Raw genomic sequence first — 17,403 nt, 5'->3', positions numbered from 1 at the left:
TTATTTGTAGACGCGGGCGCGGACCTTTTCGAGCCGCTCAAGAATGCGGTCGAGATTGTCGGGCTTGACCATGAATTCCTGGAAGCCTTCCATGCCGGCCTTGGCCATTTCGGCCTGGGCGTCACGGTCATAGAACTGTGCCAGCGCATGGGCATTCGACAGCATGGTGAAGCCGGCGTCGAGGAACACATCGTTCGGCTTTTCGGCGGTATTGTTCACCGGCAACTGGCCGAGCGTCGCGTTCATCTTGGTCTGAGCCGCCGGAGACGCGAGATAGGCTAGGAATTTCCTGGCGTCTTCCTTGTTCTTCGCACCCGATGGGATGTGGAACGTATCGGTCGGAGCCTCTTCAGCCACCGGAATGCCGGGGGTGATTTCCGGGAACTGCAGGAAGCCGATCTGCTCTTCCTTCAGTCCGCCCTCCTTGAAAGTGGCGACCGCGAAATTGCCCATCAGATACATGGCAGCCTTGCCCTGCACCAGCTGCGGCACGGCATCCTGCCAGTCGATGGCAGCATGGTTCGCGATGAAGTAGTCCGCCTTGACCAGCTCGCCCCACTTTTCGAACACAGCCTTCACGCGCGGATCGGTGTAGGGAACCTTGCCCGAAGTCAGCTCCATGTGGAACTCGTAGCCGTTGACGCGCAGGTTCAGATAATCGAACCAGCCGCCGGTCGGCCACAGGGCCTTGGTGCCGATGGTGAACGGCGTGATGCCGGCAGCTTTCAGTTTTTCCGAAGCCGCCAGCAGCTCGGCCCAGGTCTTCGGCGGGGTGATGCCCTGCTCGGCGAAGATGTCCTTACGGTAGTAGATGCCCCACTGGTAATAGGTATAGGGCATGCCCCATTTCTTGCCGTCGATCGTCATCGACGGCGCCGACGACTTCAGCTGCTCGTCGAGGCCATTGGCCGTCCAGACATCGGTGACGTCCTCGAACAGGCCAGCCTTGACGAACGGCTCCATGCGATTGCCGGCATACCAGGCAACCACATCCGGCGCGTCGGCCGTCAGGAAGTTGCGGATCGCGGACTTGTAGCCTTCGTGGTCGAAATTGTTCCACTTGACCGTCACATCCGGATTGGCCTTCTGGAAGTCTGCGATCAACTCTTCCATCGCCTTCTTCGGCACCGGATCGGAATGGTCGGAATTGATGGTGATTTCGCCGGCAAATGCGGCAGTCGAGAACAGCGCTACGGAGAGCGCGAGCCCGCTCAGGCTCTTGAAAAGGGTCATGTTTTCCTCCCTATGACCGGTATGCATCGCATATGGCAGAGCTGGTGCGATCCGGATCCCACCGGACATGCAAGTCAGCTCACCTTGATCATCAGCCGCAAAGCCGTAATAATCTACCGACTTTTTGCGTAACTTCTCCGGGATCCTAAGCATGATGCCTCTGCAATCCGTTGTTCAGGACGAATCTGTCCCGGTCCATCCCGACCACGACCCGCGCCATCCGCTGGTGATCTTCGGCGACCATCGCTTTTGTGCAGGCGAAGCCCTTTTCGTCCAGCGCATGGCGGGGCCGCATATGCACAGCCAGATCGAACTCAATTTTGTCCTGGACGGCCATATGACCTACTGGTTCGACGGCCGCGAACTGACCGTCGGCAAAGGCCGTCTATGCCTGTTCTGGGGCATGATCCCGCACCAAGTGATCGATCGCGCCGAGGGAACTCGCTTCATATGCCTCTATGTGCCGATGTCCTTCTTCCTCGGCCTCGCCAACCTCACCCGGTTTCGCGACGCCGTATTTCGTGGCGCGATGATCGAGGCGACAGAACTTCGTCCCTATGACCGAGACATCTTCCTGCGCTGGCGCGAGGAGTTGCTCTCTGCCGACGAGGGCCTCAGCGAAATTGTCCGCAACGAACTGACCGCCCGCGTGTTGCGCATCGAGCGCGATGGTTGGCGCGACCTGCGCGAGGAAGGCTCGGCGATTGCCAGCCTCGGCCATAGCGACAGCGAACGGGTGGAGAATGTCGAACGCATGCTGCGCTATATTGCCGAGCATGCGCTGGATGAAATCTCGGCTGAAGACGTCGGCCGCGATGCCGGCCTGCATCCCAATTATGCGATGTCCGTCTTCAAGCGTGCCGTCGGTCTGACGATCAACCAGGCGATCATCCGCCATCGTCTCGATACGGCCCAGTCGCTGCTGATCGCAACCGACCTGTCGATCACCGATGTCTCCTTCGAATCCGGCTTCGGTTCGGTTTCGCGCTTCTATGAAGCCTTTAGCGATCGCTTCAACGAAAAACCGACCGCGTTCCGCAAGCGCATGCGCTCCAAGGGCGGCGCGCCGACGTGATCCGGAGACCGCCGGCGAATGAAATTCCGTGGCGGCCGTCGTCAGGGAACCTCATGCCCCTTAGCCAACGAGTAGAGCTCGAACCAGCTCTGCCGATCAAGCTCCACCTTCATGGCATCGCCGATCCGGGCGATCCGGGCCAGAGAATTAGTTCCCATCACCGGCATGATCTTCGCCGGATGACGCAGCAGCCAGGCAATCGCGACGGCCGGTTCATCCACACCCTGCTCGCCGGCAATCCGCTTCAACAGTGCGAGCAGCTCCGGCTTCGATCCGTCAAACAGCGAGCCGCCGCCGAGTGGCGACCACGCCATCGGGGGGATCATCCGCTCCTGCAGATAGGCTAGATCGCCATTGGTAAACGCCTGCGGCTCCATCAGGCTGATCTCGATCTGGTTTGTCACCAGCGTCGATTCCATCGAGGACTGAAGCAGCGCATAGTCCCATGGCCTGAAATTCGAAACCCCAACGGCCCTGACCTTGCCCGATTCCACCAAGGCATCCAGCGCCGAACCGGTTTCGTCCGGGTCGAGCAGCGGGTCCGGCCGGTGGATCAGCAGAAGGTCGATATGGTCGGTCGCCATGTCGCGCAGCGAGGCCTCGACCGAAGCGTTGATGTGGGCAGTGGTCGTATCGTAATGTTTGACCCTGGCGCTTGCATGCCGCCCCGCCGGGGCAACAATACCGCATTTGGTGACGATCTCGATCTGGTCACGCAGCTGCGGCGCAGCCTTCAGTGCCGCGCCAAAGATCGCCTCGATGGTATAGCCGCCATAGATATCGGCGTGATCCATTGTCGTGATTCCCTGCGCAAGACAGCTCTCGACCTTGGCCTGGACATGAGCCATCGAGGTGTCCTGGTCCTCGCCAAGCCGCCACATGCCATAGACGATCCTGCTCAATGACAGATCAGGATTAAGGGCAACGCGTTCCATCAGCAGCGAACTCCATTTCGATAAAAGACAAGCGGCAACTCGCTTGGCATCTGACCACAGGCGATTGCACCGACCGCAGGAGTTAGGACAAGGCGGGTTTGCATGGCAATAGCCAAGTTCCGCGCCGCCGCGACGAGCAGCACAACGGTTCGCCCCTCATTCCGCGTCCTGGATCGATTGCAGCAGCGTCTCGCGAGCCGACTTCAGATGCCGCCGGCAAGCCTCCTCAATCTTCTTTGCATCCCGTGAAAACAGCGCGTCGATATAGTCGGTATGCTCTTCCAGAGCCCGTGCGTTGCGGGCTCGCGCATTGGTCTTGTTCCACTGGTAATGGTAATGGAAGACGATCGAAATGATGTCGTAGAAATCGATGATGAACCGATTGCTCGACGCTTTTTGCACCAGCAGATGGAAACGCTCGTCGAGTTCGGAGAATTCGGAATAGCGTTTGTCGATATCCGCCAGCAGTTCGCGATGCTGGGCCTCGACCTCTTTCAACTCGGCCCAGGCAGGATGATCCTCAGCCAGATGGCCAAATCGCGCCGCCGAGCGCAGTTCGAACATCTCGCGGACTTCCGTCAGCTCCAACGCAAATTCGCGGGTAAACCCCTTCAGCACCCAGTGGCTGTTCGGCCGTTTCTCGATCAGCCCGAAGCGGCTGAAGCGGATCAGGAACTCGCGAACGCTCGTCGTCCCCGTGCCGATCTCGCGTGCCAGTTCCAGCTCGTTGATCTGCATGCCAGGTTGCGCGCCGCCGGCAAGAATGCGGCGCATGAAGCTGCGCTCGATGATTTCCGACAAGGAATCCGTTTCCTCCGACGGAAAATAATCGCTCTTACTCGGCCGCCGCAAAACCGTTTTCGCCCGCTTGTCCCAGACGATCAGGCCTGTTTCGCCAAGCCGCGTCAGCACGGCGCGCACGGTTGTCCGACTGACACCGAGAGCGCCGCCGAGTTCCGGTTCGGACGGCAGGGAGTCAGTCTCCTCGATCAGTTTCAGTGTGCGGTTATACGCATCCTTGAAGACGGTATTTTGCTTGGCCATCTGTCTGCCGTATCTGGGTTGGTTGTACCGCCGAATCCGTATCCGGGGCCCCTGCCCCGATCTACCCTTGATCGGCACCAAAGAGAACCATCAAGCGCAAAGGCTTGAAAATTCTGAACTTCCCGAAATTTCGATCATCTCCCGTTGCCTCGCCGGTGCGGTTTTCTGCTTTGTCCGCATCATGGCCATTGACGTCAATCTGTCTATTGTAGATAAAAGACAAAAGCAATGATCCGACTTGAAGGTCGGGCTTTAGGGAGAGAGAACGGGTGAGCAAGACTGCCTGCATTCTGCTGTCTGCAGACGACAATGTCGCTGTCACGACAATCGCAATCGAAGCCGGCGAAGTGCTTCCCGGCGGCGCGGTGGCGCACATCAGGATCGACCCCGGCCACAAGGTTGCTGTCCGCGCCATTCGCAAGGGTGAGCCCGTGGTGAAATACGCCCAGGCCATCGGCCGCGCGACCATCGATATCGCCGCCGGCGATCATGTCCACTCCCACAACCTTGCATTTGACGAGGACCGACTGTCGGTCACCGGCCTTGCCCAGCCCGAGGCCGCAACCCCGGCCGACAAAGCCCGCACCTTCATGGGCTACCGCCGCGCCGATGGTCGCGCCGCGACCCGCAATTTCGTCGGCATCATCGCCAGCGTCAACTGTTCCACCACCGTCTGTCGGGCCATTGCCGAAGCGGCCAATCGCACCATCCTGCCGCATTACGACGGCATCGACGGGTTCGTGCCGATCGTCCATGACCAAGGCTGCGGCATGAGTTCGACCGGCGACGGCATGCGCACGCTTCATCGCACGCTGGCAGGCTACACCCGCCATGTGAATTTCGCCGGCGTGCTGATGGTCGGCCTCGGTTGCGAGGTCAACCAACTCACGCTCTATGGCCAGAGCGGCGCAGGCGCAGGAAAACGCCATTTCAACATCCAGGATGCTGGCGGTTCGCGCCGCGCGGTGGAAAATGCGCTGGGCATCCTGCGCGAGATTGCCGCCGAAGTCGGCACCGCCCGCCGCGAGCCGATTTCGGTCAGCGAGATCATCGTCGGCTTGCAATGCGGCGGCTCGGACGGCCTGTCCGGGATCACGGCCAACCCGGCGCTGGGCGTCGCGGTTGATCTGCTCGCCGGTGCGGGTGGCACGGCCATCCTGTCGGAAACCTCGGAAATCTACGGGGCCGAGCATCTGCTGCGCAGCCGCGCGGTGAATGACGCCGTCGCCGTCAAGCTCGATGGACTGATTTCCTGGTGGGAGGCCTATGTCGCCCAGCACGGCGCTTCGCTCGACAACAACCCTTCGCCCGGCAACAAGAAGGGCGGCCTGACCACCATTCTGGAAAAGTCGCTCGGTGCCGTGGCCAAGGGCGGCCGCTCGCCGCTGACCGCCGTCTACAACTACGCCGAACGCGTCACCGAACACGGCCTCGTCTTCATGGACACGCCCGGCTACGATCCGGTATCGGCGACAGGCCAGGTTGCCGGCGGGGCCAATGTCATCGCCTTCACCACCGGCCGCGGCAGCTGTTTCGGCAGCCGACCCGTGCCGTCGATCAAGCTGACCAGCAACACAGCACTCTACCGTGCGATGGAAGAGGACATGGACATCGACTGCGGCGTCATCGCCACCGGCGAGGGCTCGGTATCCGGCCTCGGCCGCGAGATCTTCGACCTGATCATCGACACCGCCTCGGGCCAGAAGACCAAGAGCGAGCTGTTCGGGTACGGCGACAACGAATTCGTGCCCTGGCATCTCGGCGCCACGCTCTGATTTGTAAAACAGAAACCCGGAAGAGAAGCATGAAGACCAGACGCATCGGCAAAACGACCCTGGAGGTCACCGAATACAGTTTCGGGACGGCGCCGCTCGGCGGCCTATATCGCCCTTGCCCGCGCGAAGCTGGCCTGGCTACGCTCCAGGCAGCATGGGACCACGGCATCCGCTACTTCGACACCGCACCGCATTACGGCTTCGGCCAGGCCGAACGTTATGTCGGCGATTTCCTGCGCGACAAGCCGGAGGACAGCTATGTACTCTCCACCAAGGTCGGGCGCCTTCTAGCGCCAGTGCCCCGCGACCAGGTGCCCAATGTCGGCTTCGTCGACGCGCTGCCGTTCAAGCTGGTCTATGACTACAGCTATGACGGCATCATGCGATCGGTCGATTTCAGCTATGCACGGCTCGGCCTCAACCGCATCGACATGCTCTATGTCCACGACATCGGCGTCTACACCCACGGCCGCGAGGTCAACGACCGTTATGTGAAGCAGCTGCGCGACGGCGGCTATAAGGCGCTCGACGCACTCAAATCCTCCGGCGCCATCAAGGCCTTCGGCCTTGGCGTCAACGAAGTGCCGTCCTGCCTGGATATGATGGCCGATATCGATATCGACGTCATCCTGATGGCCGGCCGCTACTCGCTGCTCGACCGCTCGGCTGTCGAGGAACTGCTGCCGCTCTGCGAGAAACGCGGCACCTCGATCACCGCAGGCGGCGTCTTCAATTCCGGCATCCTGGCGACCGGTGCTGTCGCCGGCGCCCATTTCGACTACGCGCCGGCGACCGAGGAGATCCTCACCAAGGTCAGCGCCATGGAAGAGGTGGCGAAAGCCGCAGGCAAGCCGCTCGCGCAGTATGCGCTCCAGTTCCCGCTGCATCACGCGGCCGTCGCCTCCGTCATCATCGGGACCGCGAAACCGGAAAGCCTGAACCGCAACATGGCGCTGACCGAGGAAGAACTGCCCGCTTCCGCCTTCGCGCCCTTCGAGCCTCACACCCTGGTCGCCCCGCCGCTCGGCGATGCGCCGGTCCGCGAATAGGAGTATGCCATGCTGAAGGGAATTCATCCTCTGCTTGGACCGGAACTGCTTCACGCAATAGCCACCATGGGCCATGGCGACGAAATCGTCATCGCCGATGGCAATTTCCCCGCAAGCACGATCGGACCGCCCGTTGTACGGGCCGATGGCCTAGGCGCCGTGGCGGTCCTTGAGGCCATCCTCGCGCATATGCCGCTCGACCAGTTCGTCGATGAGGCAGCCTGGTACATGCAAATCGTCGGCGATCCGGTCACCGTACCGGAAATCTGCCAGGAGTTTGACGACATGGTCAAACGTCTCAGCGGCGACTTCAAGCTGACGTCGCTCGAGCGCTTCGCCTTTTATGAGCGCGCCGCCAATGCGGCCTTCATCGTCGCTACGACGGAACTCAGGATCTATGGCAATATCATCCTGAAAAAGGGCGTCGTCTATCCGGAGGAAATCCACCGGGTCTAGCCGCAGGCTTGCGCGGGCACCTGCCCGAACGCCTGCAAAACAAGGCATTTGACGCAAAGGGAGCGTGTGTTTTCTGCCTGCTTGATTTCTCCAGAATGCTGGAGTAGCGTGCCTCGGTAAAATGTTTTTTATCGATAAAAGATCGTCTCGGTCGCGTTCTGCGGGACGATCTCACTGGAGGAACAGGACGCAAATTGAGAGGAGAACCACATGTCTATTCTGAAGAGCATGACGCGCCGCGCCCTGATCGGGGTCGCCGGTGCTGCAATGATGGTATCGGCAATGCCGGCCGCGTCCTTCGCGCAGGACGTTACCATCCCGATCATCGTCAAGGACACCACATCCTTCTACTGGCAGATCGTGCTTGCCGGCGCTCGCGCCGCTGGCAAGGATCTCGGCGTCACCGTTCCGGAACTCGGCGCGCAGTCGGAATCCGACATCAACGGCCAGATCAGCATTCTTGAAAACGCCGTCGCCGGCAAGCCGGCTGCCGTCGTCATTTCGCCGACCGAATTCAAGGCGCTCGGCAAGCCGATCGATGAAGCCGCCAAGTCCGTTCCGATCATCGGCATCGACTCCAGCGCCGACTCCAAGGCATTCACCTCCTTCTTGACCACCGACAACGTCCAGGGCGGCCGCATTGCCGCCGACGGTCTTGCCGCGGCTATCAAGGAAGCCACAGGCAAGGAAGAAGGCGAAATCGCCGTCATCACCAGCCTGCCGGGCGTCGGTTCGCTCGACCAGCGCCATGATGGTTTCATGGAGCAGCTCAAGGCCAAATATCCGGGCCTGACGGTCGTTGCCGACAAATATGCCGACGGCCAGGCAACCACCGGTCTCAACATGATGACCGACCTGATCACCGCCAACCCGAACCTTGTCGGCGTCTTCGCCTCCAACCTGATCATGGCGCAGGGCGTTGGCCAGGCGATCGCTGAAAACAAGCTCGGCGACAAGATCAAGGTGATCGGCTTCGACTCGGACGAAAAGACGGTCGGTTTCCTCAAGGAAGGCGTGCTCGCAGGCCTCGTCGTGCAGGATCCCTACCGGATGGGCTACGATGGCGTGAAGACCGCGCTTGCCGTCTCCAAGGGCGAGAAGGTCGAAACCTTCGTCGACACCGGCGCCAATCTGGTGACCAAGGCCAACATGGCCGAGCCGAAGATCGACGCCCTTCTGAACCCGAAGGTCAACTGATCCGAACGTCCGTCACGCGCGGCTCTAGCCGCGCGTGACTTTCATGCAGGGACGGCAAGGCTTTGGGAGAAGGTCAGCCTGCCCTTGAGACAACCGCGATCGCGGGAGGAAACGATGACGGGACTGCACGATCTCAGCCACAGGCACGACGACACGCCGGAGCTTCTGGAGACTGACCGGATTCCACCGGGAACGCCGATCCTCGAGCTTGTCGGCCTGCAGAAGAAATACGGCGCCGTCGAAGCCCTGAAACCCGCGACCATCACCTTCCTGGCAGGCGAGATCCACGCCATCGTCGGTGAAAACGGCGCCGGAAAATCCACCCTTATCAAGCTTCTGACCGGCGTCATCCCCCGCACGTCCGGCGAGATCCGCTGGTGCGGCAAGCCCGTGCCGCTCGCCGATCCCAACGAGGCGATCCAGCGTGGCATCAATGCCGTGCATCAGGAAGTCGTGCTCTGCCCCCACCTGTCCGTCGCTGCCAACATGTTTCTCGGCGACGAGATGTCGTCCGGCGGCCTGATGCGCAAGGGCGCCATGACCACGGCAGCCCAGAATGTCCTGGACGACCTCGGCTTCAACCTGCCGGCCGGTGAAACGCTCGCCAATCTCACCATCGGCCAGCAGCAGCTGGTCGCCACCGCCCGTGCCGCCATGCGCGGTATCCGCTTCCTCATCTTCGACGAGCCGACGGCCTACCTGACCCGCCAGGAATCGGCCCAGCTCTTCCGCCTCATCCGCCGCCTGCAATCCGAAGGCGTCACCATCGTCTATATCAGCCACCGCATGGAAGAAGTCTTCGAACTCGCAGACCGCGTCTCGGTCCTGCGCGACGGCACCCATGTCGGCACCCGCCTGATTGGCGAGACAAATGACGCCGAACTGATTTCCCTGATGATCAACCGCACGATCGAGCAGATCTACCACAAGGAAAAGCTGCCGATCGGCGCGACCATCCTGGAAACGAAAAACCTCAGCGGTCCCGGTTTCAACGATGTGTCGATTACGGTGCGCGCAGGCGAGATCGTCGGTCTCTATGGCCTGATCGGTGCTGGCCGCAGCGAATTTGCCCTTGGCCTCTACGGTCGCCATCCCTGTACGGGCGGGGAAGTCTATTGGGACGGCAACAAGGTTACCATCAACAGCGAACGCAAGGCCATGGATCTCGGCATCGCGCTTGCCCCGGAAAGCCGCCGTGACCAGGGGCTCTGCCTCAATCTGCCGATCGGCCTGAATATCAACCTGCCGGTCTTCAAGCGCCTGAGCCGCGGCCTGACCATCAGTCGCAAGCTCGAGACCACCAATGCCGACAAGCAGATCAACGACCTGAAGATCAAGACGCCGACCCGTGCGGTCCTCGCGTCCGCCATGTCCGGCGGCAACCAGCAGAAGATCGTCATAGGCAAATGGCTGAGCCACGGCGCCCGCCTGTTCATCTTCGACGAGCCAACCGTCGGCGTCGACGTCGGCACCAAGGCGGAGATCTACCGCCTTTTCGCGGAACTCCTGAAACAGGGGGCGGGCATCATCCTGATCTCCTCCTACCTGCCGGAAGTCTATGAACTCGCCGACCGCCTGCATGTCTTCAGGCAGGGCAGGCTGGTCGCCAGCCATGATTACCGGGCCGCCTCGCATGAGGACGTGCTGACCGAAGCGATCGGCGTGTAAACCGCTTTCCATCCGGCATTGCCAGACGAACGACATCAAAAAAGACGACAGGGAGAACGACAATGAGCCTGGACACCACCGAAACGAAGGTTGCGCCGAAAAGGGGCATGAGCATCCTGTTCAGTCTGACCTTGCTCGGCCTCCTGTTGTTCCTCTGGTTGCTGCTGGCTTTCTCGACCAACAGCTTCTGGACACCCAACAACATCAGCAACCTGCTGCGCCAAGGCGCAATGACGGCGATTCTCGCCGTGGGCCAGACCTTCGTCATCATCACCGCCGGCATCGACCTCTCGGTCGGTGCAGTGGTCGGTTTCGCCAGCGTCATTCTGGCCTGGCTGCTCGCCGCCGGGGTACCGCTCTGGATCGCCATGGGCATCACTCTGCTCGTCGGCGTGGCGATCGGCATGTTCCATGCTTTCGGCATCGTGCGCATGGGCCTTCCGCCCTTCATCATCACGCTGGCGACACTGACCTCGCTGCGTGGCATCGGCCTGCTGATCACCAATGGCTCGACCATCTCGATCTCGAACGACGCTTTCACCAATTTTGCCCGCGCCGATTTCCTCGGCGTGCCAAGCCTGTTCTGGATGGTGATCGTGGTTGCCATCCCGGCCTATGTCTTCCTGCATCTAAGCCGCTGGGGCCGCTATCTGTTCGCCGTCGGCTCCAACAGGGAGGCTGCCCGACTGTCCGGCGTCAACGTCAACCGAACGATCTATCTCGCCTATATCCTGTCTTCCACCTGTGCTGCCTTCGTCGGGATTCTACTTGCCTCGCGCATCGGCATCGGCAACGCCACCCAGGCCGAAGGCTGGGAACTGCAGGCCATCGCCTCATCGGTCATCGGCGGCACCAGCCTGTTCGGCGCGGTTGGTTCGGTCCAGGGTCCGCTGCTCGGCGCCTTCATTCTGGCAACCATCAACAACGGCGCCAACCTGCTGAACGTCAACTCGTTCTGGCAGCGCATCATCACCGGTGCCCTGATCATCCTGATCGTCTATTTCGACCAGTTGCGCCGCCGCGGCAGTCGCTGATCGCCATACGCCCGGGAGCGGGTGTCCCCGCTCTCGTTTCTGACCAACATCCCGGGTCTTCCGGAAGGACATGCCATGAAAGCCGCGCTCTGCCTCGAACCGGGTCGCCTCGAAATCGTTGATCGGCCGTCGCCGCAGACGCCAGCTCCGGGCTTTGCCCGCCTTGCGGTCAGCCATGTCGGCATCTGCGGCACCGACTACCACATTTACGAGGGCAAACACCCCTTCCTCGCCTATCCCCGCGTCATGGGGCACGAAATTTCGGCAACCGTCGTCGAAGCCGGCGCGGGCGTCGATCTGGCGCCGGGCACAGCCGTCATCGTCAACCCCTACATCGCCTGCGGCACCTGCATTGCCTGCCGCAAGGGAAAGCCGAATTGCTGCACGGCCATCAGTGTGCTTGGCGTGCACTCCGACGGCGCCATGTGCGAAGAAATCATCGTGCCTGCGGGCAATCTGTATCCGGCAGGCGATCTCTCCCTTGAGGCTGCAGCAACAGTCGAGTTTCTCGCCATCGGCGCGCATGCTGTACGCCGCGCGGCGATGCCGGCCCCTGGATCTGAGCCGATCCGCGCACTGGTAATCGGTGCCGGCCCTATTGGCCTTGGCACGGCAATCTTTGCCCGCATCGCCGGCCAGGAGGTGACCTTGCTCGACACCAGCCCCGAACGGCTGTCCATGGCCGCCGAACGTCTGGGCTTCAACTCGGGCATCCTTGCCGGCGATGGCGCCAGCGCCGCGGTTGCCGCAGAGACGCAGGGTGACGGCTTCGATGTCGTCTATGACGCCACCGGCTATCGCGGTTCGATGGAAAAAGCCTTCGCCTACGTCGCCCATGGCGGCAGCCTGGTTTTCGTCAGCGTCGTGAAGGAAGAGATCAGTTTTTCCGACCCGGAATTCCACAAGCGTGAAATGACCCTGATCGGCAGTCGCAACGCGACCAGGATCGATTTCGATCATGTCCGGGATTCAATCGCCAAGGGTCTGGTGCCGATCGACCAATTGATTACCCACCGCACGACGCTCGACAAGGTCTCAGTCGATCTGCCGCGTTGGGCGAAGGAAAAGACGGGGCTGATCAAGGCAATCATCCGCATCGGCAACGGCTAGAACAGACAAAACCACCTGCAAAATAGGCGGCACCGGAGAAACCGGTACCGCCTTTTCGTTTTATGCCCGAAGGAAAGTGCTGATGGCCTCGATCTCGCCCTGCGAGATCTCGTGTCCGCCCGGATGCAGCACGGTCTGGACGATGGCGCCCTGCCCCTCAAGATAAGCGGCAAGCGCTTCCGTCAGCGGCAGCGGGCAGATCGGATCCCGCTGGCCCGCCGTGATCAGAACATTGCGGCCGGCAAGGCCTGGCTGCGCGGCCGGCGTCCACGGGATCAGCGGATGCATCAGCACGGCCCGATCAAACAGATCAGGCGCCTTAAACATCACCGAAGCCAGGATGTTGGCACCGTTGGAATAACCAAGCGCCTGGAACGCACGGTCCGGATACCGTTCCTTGTATGCCGCGACAAAGGCGATCATTGCATCGGTGCGCTTGGCGAGATCGGGCATGTCATAGACGCCCTCGCCGGTGCGACGAAAGAAGCGATTGGCGCCATATTCGGAAACATCGCCGCGTGGCGAGATAATCCCGGCCTTCGGCTGGATGCGAGCGATCAAGCCCGGAAACTGGTGCTCGTCGCCACCCGTGCCATGAAAGGTAAAGACCACCGGGGCATCGCCCTCGGGCGCCTGATGAAGATGTTCATAGCTATCGATGGACATGGAAGATCCTCGTGCTGGAGAAATGGTGGACGTTTTGGTGCCGGCCCTGGTCGGGCCGGCAAAGGCAAATCAATCCTTGATCGGTGGCAGATGAGCCTCGATCTGCGAGCGATACTGGGTGTAGCGGGTAGGCAGCTTCAAGGCCTCGCCAAGATGCGCGGTATCCTCGTCACGGTTGAAGCCTGGCTCGTTCGTGGCGATTTCGAACAGCACACCACCTAGTGTGCGGAAATAGATCGCCCAGAAGTAGTCGCGGTCGATCACCGGCGTGACCTGATAGCCCGTATCAAGCAGCGCCTTGCGCACTTCGAGCTGGGCTGCACGGTCATCCACGGCAAAGGCAACGTGGTGGACCGAACCGGCACCGGACTGAGCATGCTTGGCACCCGGCAGCACTTCCAGGTCGACATAGTCGGCCCCGTTGCCGCCCGGAATGGCGTAGCGCACCATCTCGCCCTGCTTGTCGATCTCCTGGTAACCCATGAACTTCAGCAGTTCACCGGTCGCACCTTCGTCACGCAGCCGCATGGTGACGCCGCGAAAGCCATGGATGCCTTCGGACGAAGCCACCGGGCCACGATCAAACGGAATGCGCTGATCGCCATCAACTTCCGCCAGCGAGAAACCATCGCCATCCGGACCGGCAAAGCGCAGGCGGTTTTCGCCAAACAGGGTGTAAGGCGCCAGTTCAGCCACGCCCTGGCTGCTCAGGCGCTCCTGCCAGAAAGGCAGCGTGCCCTTCGGAACGGAGAAGACGGTATCGGCGACTTCGCCGCTGCCGCGCTTGCCAGCACCCATGTTGGCGAAGGGGAAATAGGTCATCACCGAGCCGGCATTGCCGACTTCATCACCGTAATAGAGGTGATAGACATCCGGTGAATCGAAGTTGACCGTCTTCTTGACGCGGCGAAGGCCAAGCGTCTTGGTGAAGAAGTCATTGTTGGTCTGGGCATCGGCGGCCATCGAGGTGACGTGATGCAGTCCTTTGATCTGGGTAATCATGGTTTTGATCCTTCCCGTCCAAACGGTTCGTGTTCAGTGTTGAAGCGAATATGGGGGATGGATAATTTTCATAGAATAGGCATAATTCGGCAAAGACTATTGCGATTTACGTAAAGGTTGTCTCGTGGGCGAACTGGAATCCATCCGCACCTTCCTGACGGTTGCCGAAGAACGCAGCTTCAGCGCAGCGGCACGGCTGCTCAACAGCACGCCTGCATCGATCACCCGCACGGTCGCAGCACTCGAAGACCGGCTCGGCATCCAGCTGCTTTTGCGCACGACCCGGAAGGTCTCGCTGACGTCTGCAGGTGCCGCTTATGCCGCCCGCGTGGCACCCTTGGCCGAAGGGCTGGCGCGCGCCACCGAAGAGACCAAGGACCTGCAGAAGGTGACGGCCGGATCGCTGAAGATTTCGGCACCGATGTCACTCGGGATGAAAGTCCTGCCCGCCGTTCTTGGCCAGTTCGGCATCATTCACCCGCAGACCCAGGTCGCAATCGACCTTTCCGACCGCTTCGTCGATATCGTCGAGGACGATTACGATCTGGCGATCCGCATTTCGGGACCACCTAGCGACAAGTCGACGATCTGGCGCAAGATCTGCCCTGTGCCGCGTCTTCTGGTCGCTTCGAAGCAGTTCCTCGAGACCCATGGCACGCCGCAGGTCCCCGAAGATCTGGTCAAGCTCGAATGCCTCAGTTACCAGGAGCATTCGATGAGCGAAATCTGGGAGTTGAGCCGGGCCGGCACCACGCGCAGCATCGAGGCGCGCGGCCGCTTTACCGTCAACAATGGCGATTTTCTCACCCAGCTCGCGGTCGCCGGCGAAGGCATTGCCCTGCTGCCGCATTTCATCGTCGAGGAATTCCTTGACACGGGCAGGCTCGTCCAGGTCCTCGAGGGCTGGTCGACACCGGAAATCTGGCTCACTCTCTACTATCCGCCCTATGAACACCTGCCGCTGAGGGTCGCGACCTTCTCGGACTTCTTCGAGGCCTATATCCGGGAAAACTGGGGTGGCGCCTGAGCGACCAAGCGCCCGCCCATCATCCGCCGACCTCCGCCCCGGCCAGAAGCCAGCCGTCGGACAAAGGGTGATCGGCACGAAGCGGCAGAGAAACCACCTGCCCGTTCCGTGCCGATGCATAGATCGCGGTCATCAGTTCGACAGAGTGATATCCCTCCTCCAGCGACGGCAGATAGAGATCGGCTCCTCCGGTGAGGCGGGCATGCATGTCGCTGAACTGACCGGCAAACCGATGCGGTATTTCTGCAACGGACGCCACAACGGCATCGATCACGGCCTGCCGCGCCGGATCGCTTGCCTCGAACGTCCAGGGTCCAGCACCGATCTGATAGGGATTGGTGCTCGATGTCAGGGTCACATGTTCGAACGTGGCCCTGAAACGCGAAGCATTTCCAGCAGCCCCCAAGGTGATCGACGACGTCACAAGCGCGCCTTCGGCAGTGCGCATGCTGATCGCCGCACAATCCTCCGTTTCGATCGGGTTGACCCGTGTGTCGAGAAATGCCGCCACCTGCACGATATTGCCAACCAAATGGCATACCAGGTTATGCGCATGACAGGCATGACTGACGATCGCGCCGCCCAACTCGCCTGTCCACGTGCCGCGCCAGCGCTCGGCATAATAGTCCGGCCCGCGCTGCCAGTGGGTCTCCAGCGCAAGAACATAGGGCCGGCCCAGCAGCCCGCGCATCTTCAGTTCATGTGCCGCGCGGTAACCTGCACCGTATCGGTACTGGAACACCGGGAACACCTGCCGCCCCACCTGTGCGGCCAATTCGACGATCCGGCGCACATCCGACAAGGACCCGGACAACGGCTTCTCGCAGACCACGTGTTTGCCAGCCTTCAGCGCGGCAAGCGTCATCGGCGCGTGCAGCAATGGTGGCAGGCAGATATCCACGATATCCACTTCCGGATCGGCGAAAACCTCCTCTATGTCGGTGACCGGACGGCTGCCGGGCGCCTGCGCTGATCCTTCCTGCGCGCGGGCAGCGTTGAGATCGCAGACATAGCGAACCTCGAAAAGGTCGGGCAATGCGGCATAGCCGGTCAAATGATCCTTGCCGATCCCCGCGCCGACGACCGCCACTCGAATGCGTTTTCTCATTGGCCTGCTCCCGTTTCCGCCATTCTTTGCGCCTGAAGCGCCAGATCCGTTGCCAGAAATGCGTGGGCCTGGGGCATGGCGGTTTCCGTACCCTGCTCGAGATCGCGTGCCAGCCGCCCGAAGAATGGTGTTCCGGCACCCGCCGCATCGACGCGAGAGACCCCCGCCTTGTCGACCACGAAGACATGATCGGTCCCAGGCTGGCCGGCAATGTCGATATATTTGCGAAGCTCGATATAACCTTCGGTGCCCACGATGGTCATCCGCCCGTCGCCCCAGGTCGGCAGGCCATCCGGTGTCAACCAGTCGACACGCGCATAGCCACGTCCGCCATTCCCGGCCAGAATGACTTCGCCAAAGTCCTGAAAATCCGGTCGATCGGGATTGGCGACATTGCCGATATGCGCCGTTACCACATTGGCCTGCGTGGATCCGGTAAAGTGCAGGAACTGGTCGAACTGATGCGCGCAGATATCGGTGAGGATCCCACCGAAGCGGCCCCTGTCCCAGAACCACGGCTGCCGCAGATGCGCATTCAGCCGGTGCGGGCCGAGCCCGACGGTCTGCACCACCTTGCCGATCCGCCCCTCGGCGATTATTTGGTCCGCAACGGTCACGCTCTGCACCAGCAACCTTTCGGAGAAACACACCGTCCACCGCCGTCCGGTCTCGGCAACCGTCTTTCGGATATCCGCCAATTGCTGCTGCGAGGTGCAACCCGGCTTGTCGACGAGCACATCCTTGCCATGCCTCATCGCATCCATCGCGGTGCCCGCGCGTTCGCTGTTGATCCCGGCGCAGAGAACGAGATTGATGCTCTCGTCCTCAAGGATCGCCTCGACCGACATTTCCGGCACGCCGGGATAGGACTGGCGAAAAACGTGCCGCAGGGTCTCCGGCGTTTCTCCACCGGTGGACCAACCGACAACGACCCCACCGACGTTCAGCATTCCGTTCAGCATGCCGTAGATATGGTTGTGATCAATGCCGATCACCCCGATGCGTATCGCGAAAGCCATCTGTT

General features: G+C 61.2%; 17 protein-coding genes. 10 read left to right on the top strand and 7 right to left on the bottom strand.

What is annotated here, in order from left to right; genetic code table 11:
* Positions 1-1,233 (bottom strand): ABC transporter substrate-binding protein, encoded by a 1,233-nt coding sequence (locus PDO_RS16585; protein WP_007604347.1) that lies wholly within the window; start codon positions 1,231-1,233, stop codon positions 1-3.
* 151 nt (positions 1,234-1,384) lie between these two features.
* Here PDO_RS16585 and PDO_RS16580 point away from each other — a divergent pair, with 151 nt between their 5' ends.
* Positions 1,385-2,308, top strand: a complete 924-nt coding sequence (locus tag PDO_RS16580) for a helix-turn-helix domain-containing protein (RefSeq protein ID WP_007604345.1) — start codon at positions 1,385-1,387, stop codon at positions 2,306-2,308.
* A gap of 41 nt (positions 2,309-2,349) precedes the next feature.
* On the opposite strand, the gene PDO_RS16575 is transcribed toward PDO_RS16580, so the two are convergent.
* Together PDO_RS16575 and PDO_RS16570 are read right to left on the bottom strand one after the other, a co-directional pair.
* A complete protein-coding gene (locus PDO_RS16575; RefSeq protein ID WP_007604343.1) occupies positions 2,350-3,243 on the bottom strand; it encodes an aldo/keto reductase in 894 nt (297 codons plus the stop codon).
* Positions 3,244-3,399: 156 nt separating this feature from the next.
* Entirely contained in the window at positions 3,400-4,287 is an 888-nt protein-coding gene (locus tag PDO_RS16570) for a GntR family transcriptional regulator (RefSeq protein WP_007604341.1), read from the bottom strand.
* A 67-nt stretch (positions 4,288-4,354) separates the two neighbouring features.
* On the opposite strand from PDO_RS16570, the gene PDO_RS28405 reads away from it, so the two are divergent.
* From PDO_RS28405 to PDO_RS16535, 8 genes are all read left to right on the top strand, one after another.
* The gene (locus PDO_RS28405) at positions 4,355-4,519 is read left to right on the top strand and encodes a hypothetical protein (RefSeq protein WP_160167043.1); all 165 of its coding nucleotides are present in this window, start codon (positions 4,355-4,357) and stop codon (positions 4,517-4,519) included.
* A 37-nt stretch (positions 4,520-4,556) separates the two neighbouring features.
* Positions 4,557-6,062, top strand: a complete 1,506-nt coding sequence (locus tag PDO_RS16565; protein WP_007604339.1) for a UxaA family hydrolase — start codon at positions 4,557-4,559, stop codon at positions 6,060-6,062.
* A gap of 29 nt (positions 6,063-6,091) precedes the next feature.
* Complete coding sequence (locus PDO_RS16560; protein ID WP_007604337.1) at positions 6,092-7,111, top strand: aldo/keto reductase; 1,020 nt, start codon at positions 6,092-6,094, stop codon at positions 7,109-7,111.
* 9 nt (positions 7,112-7,120) lie between these two features.
* Positions 7,121-7,567, top strand: a complete 447-nt coding sequence (locus PDO_RS16555) for an RbsD/FucU family protein (RefSeq protein WP_007604335.1) — start codon at positions 7,121-7,123, stop codon at positions 7,565-7,567.
* A 210-nt stretch (positions 7,568-7,777) separates the two neighbouring features.
* On the top strand, positions 7,778-8,764 hold the full coding sequence (locus PDO_RS16550; RefSeq protein WP_007604333.1) for an ABC transporter substrate-binding protein: 987 nt from the start codon (positions 7,778-7,780) through the stop codon (positions 8,762-8,764).
* 114 nt (positions 8,765-8,878) lie between these two features.
* Positions 8,879-10,432: a sugar ABC transporter ATP-binding protein gene (locus PDO_RS16545; protein WP_007604331.1), complete on the top strand. Its 1,554-nt coding sequence runs from the start codon at positions 8,879-8,881 to the stop codon at positions 10,430-10,432.
* Between the two features lie 62 nt (positions 10,433-10,494).
* A complete protein-coding gene (locus PDO_RS16540; protein WP_007604322.1) occupies positions 10,495-11,466 on the top strand; it encodes an ABC transporter permease in 972 nt (323 codons plus the stop codon).
* A gap of 75 nt (positions 11,467-11,541) precedes the next feature.
* Positions 11,542-12,576, top strand: a complete 1,035-nt coding sequence (locus PDO_RS16535) for a zinc-binding alcohol dehydrogenase family protein (protein ID WP_007604321.1) — start codon at positions 11,542-11,544, stop codon at positions 12,574-12,576.
* Positions 12,577-12,636: 60 nt separating this feature from the next.
* Here PDO_RS16535 and PDO_RS16530 read toward each other — a convergent pair whose 3' ends face one another.
* On the bottom strand, positions 12,637-13,242 hold the full coding sequence (locus PDO_RS16530; RefSeq protein WP_007604320.1) for an alpha/beta hydrolase: 606 nt from the start codon (positions 13,240-13,242) through the stop codon (positions 12,637-12,639).
* Positions 13,243-13,311: 69 nt separating this feature from the next.
* On the bottom strand, positions 13,312-14,244 hold the full coding sequence (locus PDO_RS16525) for a VOC family protein (RefSeq protein WP_007604319.1): 933 nt from the start codon (positions 14,242-14,244) through the stop codon (positions 13,312-13,314).
* A gap of 124 nt (positions 14,245-14,368) precedes the next feature.
* Between PDO_RS16525 and PDO_RS16520 the strand changes: the two genes are divergently transcribed.
* Positions 14,369-15,271 (top strand): LysR family transcriptional regulator, encoded by a 903-nt coding sequence (locus PDO_RS16520; RefSeq protein ID WP_007604318.1) that lies wholly within the window; start codon positions 14,369-14,371, stop codon positions 15,269-15,271.
* 19 nt (positions 15,272-15,290) lie between these two features.
* On the opposite strand, the gene PDO_RS16515 is transcribed toward PDO_RS16520, so the two are convergent.
* Together PDO_RS16515 and PDO_RS16510 are read right to left on the bottom strand one after the other, a co-directional pair.
* On the bottom strand, positions 15,291-16,379 hold the full coding sequence (locus PDO_RS16515) for a Gfo/Idh/MocA family protein (protein WP_007604317.1): 1,089 nt from the start codon (positions 16,377-16,379) through the stop codon (positions 15,291-15,293).
* A complete protein-coding gene (locus tag PDO_RS16510) occupies positions 16,376-17,398 on the bottom strand; it encodes a Gfo/Idh/MocA family protein (RefSeq protein ID WP_007604309.1) in 1,023 nt (340 codons plus the stop codon). Before PDO_RS16510 ends, PDO_RS16515 begins: the two co-directional genes overlap by 4 nt.
* Between the last annotated feature and the right edge of the window lie 5 nt (positions 17,399-17,403).

Origin of the sequence: Rhizobium sp. PDO1-076, assembly GCF_000247475.1 — a bacterium.
GTDB lineage: Bacteria > Pseudomonadota > Alphaproteobacteria > Rhizobiales > Rhizobiaceae > Allorhizobium.
Note: the sequence above shows the minus strand (reverse complement) of the source record. Positions and strands in the feature narration are given on the sequence as shown.

What these genes read in the sequence shown, in the direction of transcription:
- PDO_RS16560 (WP_007604337.1), top strand. Translation starts at nt 6,092, where the DNA reads ATGAAGACCAGACGCATCGGCAAAACGACCCTGGAGGTCACCGAATAC.
- PDO_RS16585 (WP_007604347.1), bottom strand. Translation starts at nt 1,233, where the DNA reads ATGACCCTTTTCAAGAGCCTGAGCGGGCTCGCGCTCTCCGTAGCGCTG.
- PDO_RS16540 (WP_007604322.1), top strand. Translation starts at nt 10,495, where the DNA reads ATGAGCCTGGACACCACCGAAACGAAGGTTGCGCCGAAAAGGGGCATG.
- PDO_RS16570 (WP_007604341.1), bottom strand. Translation starts at nt 4,287, where the DNA reads ATGGCCAAGCAAAATACCGTCTTCAAGGATGCGTATAACCGCACACTG.
- PDO_RS16530 (WP_007604320.1), bottom strand. Translation starts at nt 13,242, where the DNA reads ATGTCCATCGATAGCTATGAACATCTTCATCAGGCGCCCGAGGGCGAT.
- PDO_RS16575 (WP_007604343.1), bottom strand. Translation starts at nt 3,243, where the DNA reads ATGGAACGCGTTGCCCTTAATCCTGATCTGTCATTGAGCAGGATCGTC.
- PDO_RS16545 (WP_007604331.1), top strand. Translation starts at nt 8,879, where the DNA reads ATGACGGGACTGCACGATCTCAGCCACAGGCACGACGACACGCCGGAG.
- PDO_RS16550 (WP_007604333.1), top strand. Translation starts at nt 7,778, where the DNA reads ATGTCTATTCTGAAGAGCATGACGCGCCGCGCCCTGATCGGGGTCGCC.
- PDO_RS16535 (WP_007604321.1), top strand. Translation starts at nt 11,542, where the DNA reads ATGAAAGCCGCGCTCTGCCTCGAACCGGGTCGCCTCGAAATCGTTGAT.
- PDO_RS16580 (WP_007604345.1), top strand. Translation starts at nt 1,385, where the DNA reads ATGATGCCTCTGCAATCCGTTGTTCAGGACGAATCTGTCCCGGTCCAT.
- PDO_RS16555 (WP_007604335.1), top strand. Translation starts at nt 7,121, where the DNA reads ATGCTGAAGGGAATTCATCCTCTGCTTGGACCGGAACTGCTTCACGCA.
- PDO_RS16510 (WP_007604309.1), bottom strand. Translation starts at nt 17,398, where the DNA reads ATGGCTTTCGCGATACGCATCGGGGTGATCGGCATTGATCACAACCAT.
- PDO_RS16515 (WP_007604317.1), bottom strand. Translation starts at nt 16,379, where the DNA reads ATGAGAAAACGCATTCGAGTGGCGGTCGTCGGCGCGGGGATCGGCAAG.
- PDO_RS16525 (WP_007604319.1), bottom strand. Translation starts at nt 14,244, where the DNA reads ATGATTACCCAGATCAAAGGACTGCATCACGTCACCTCGATGGCCGCC.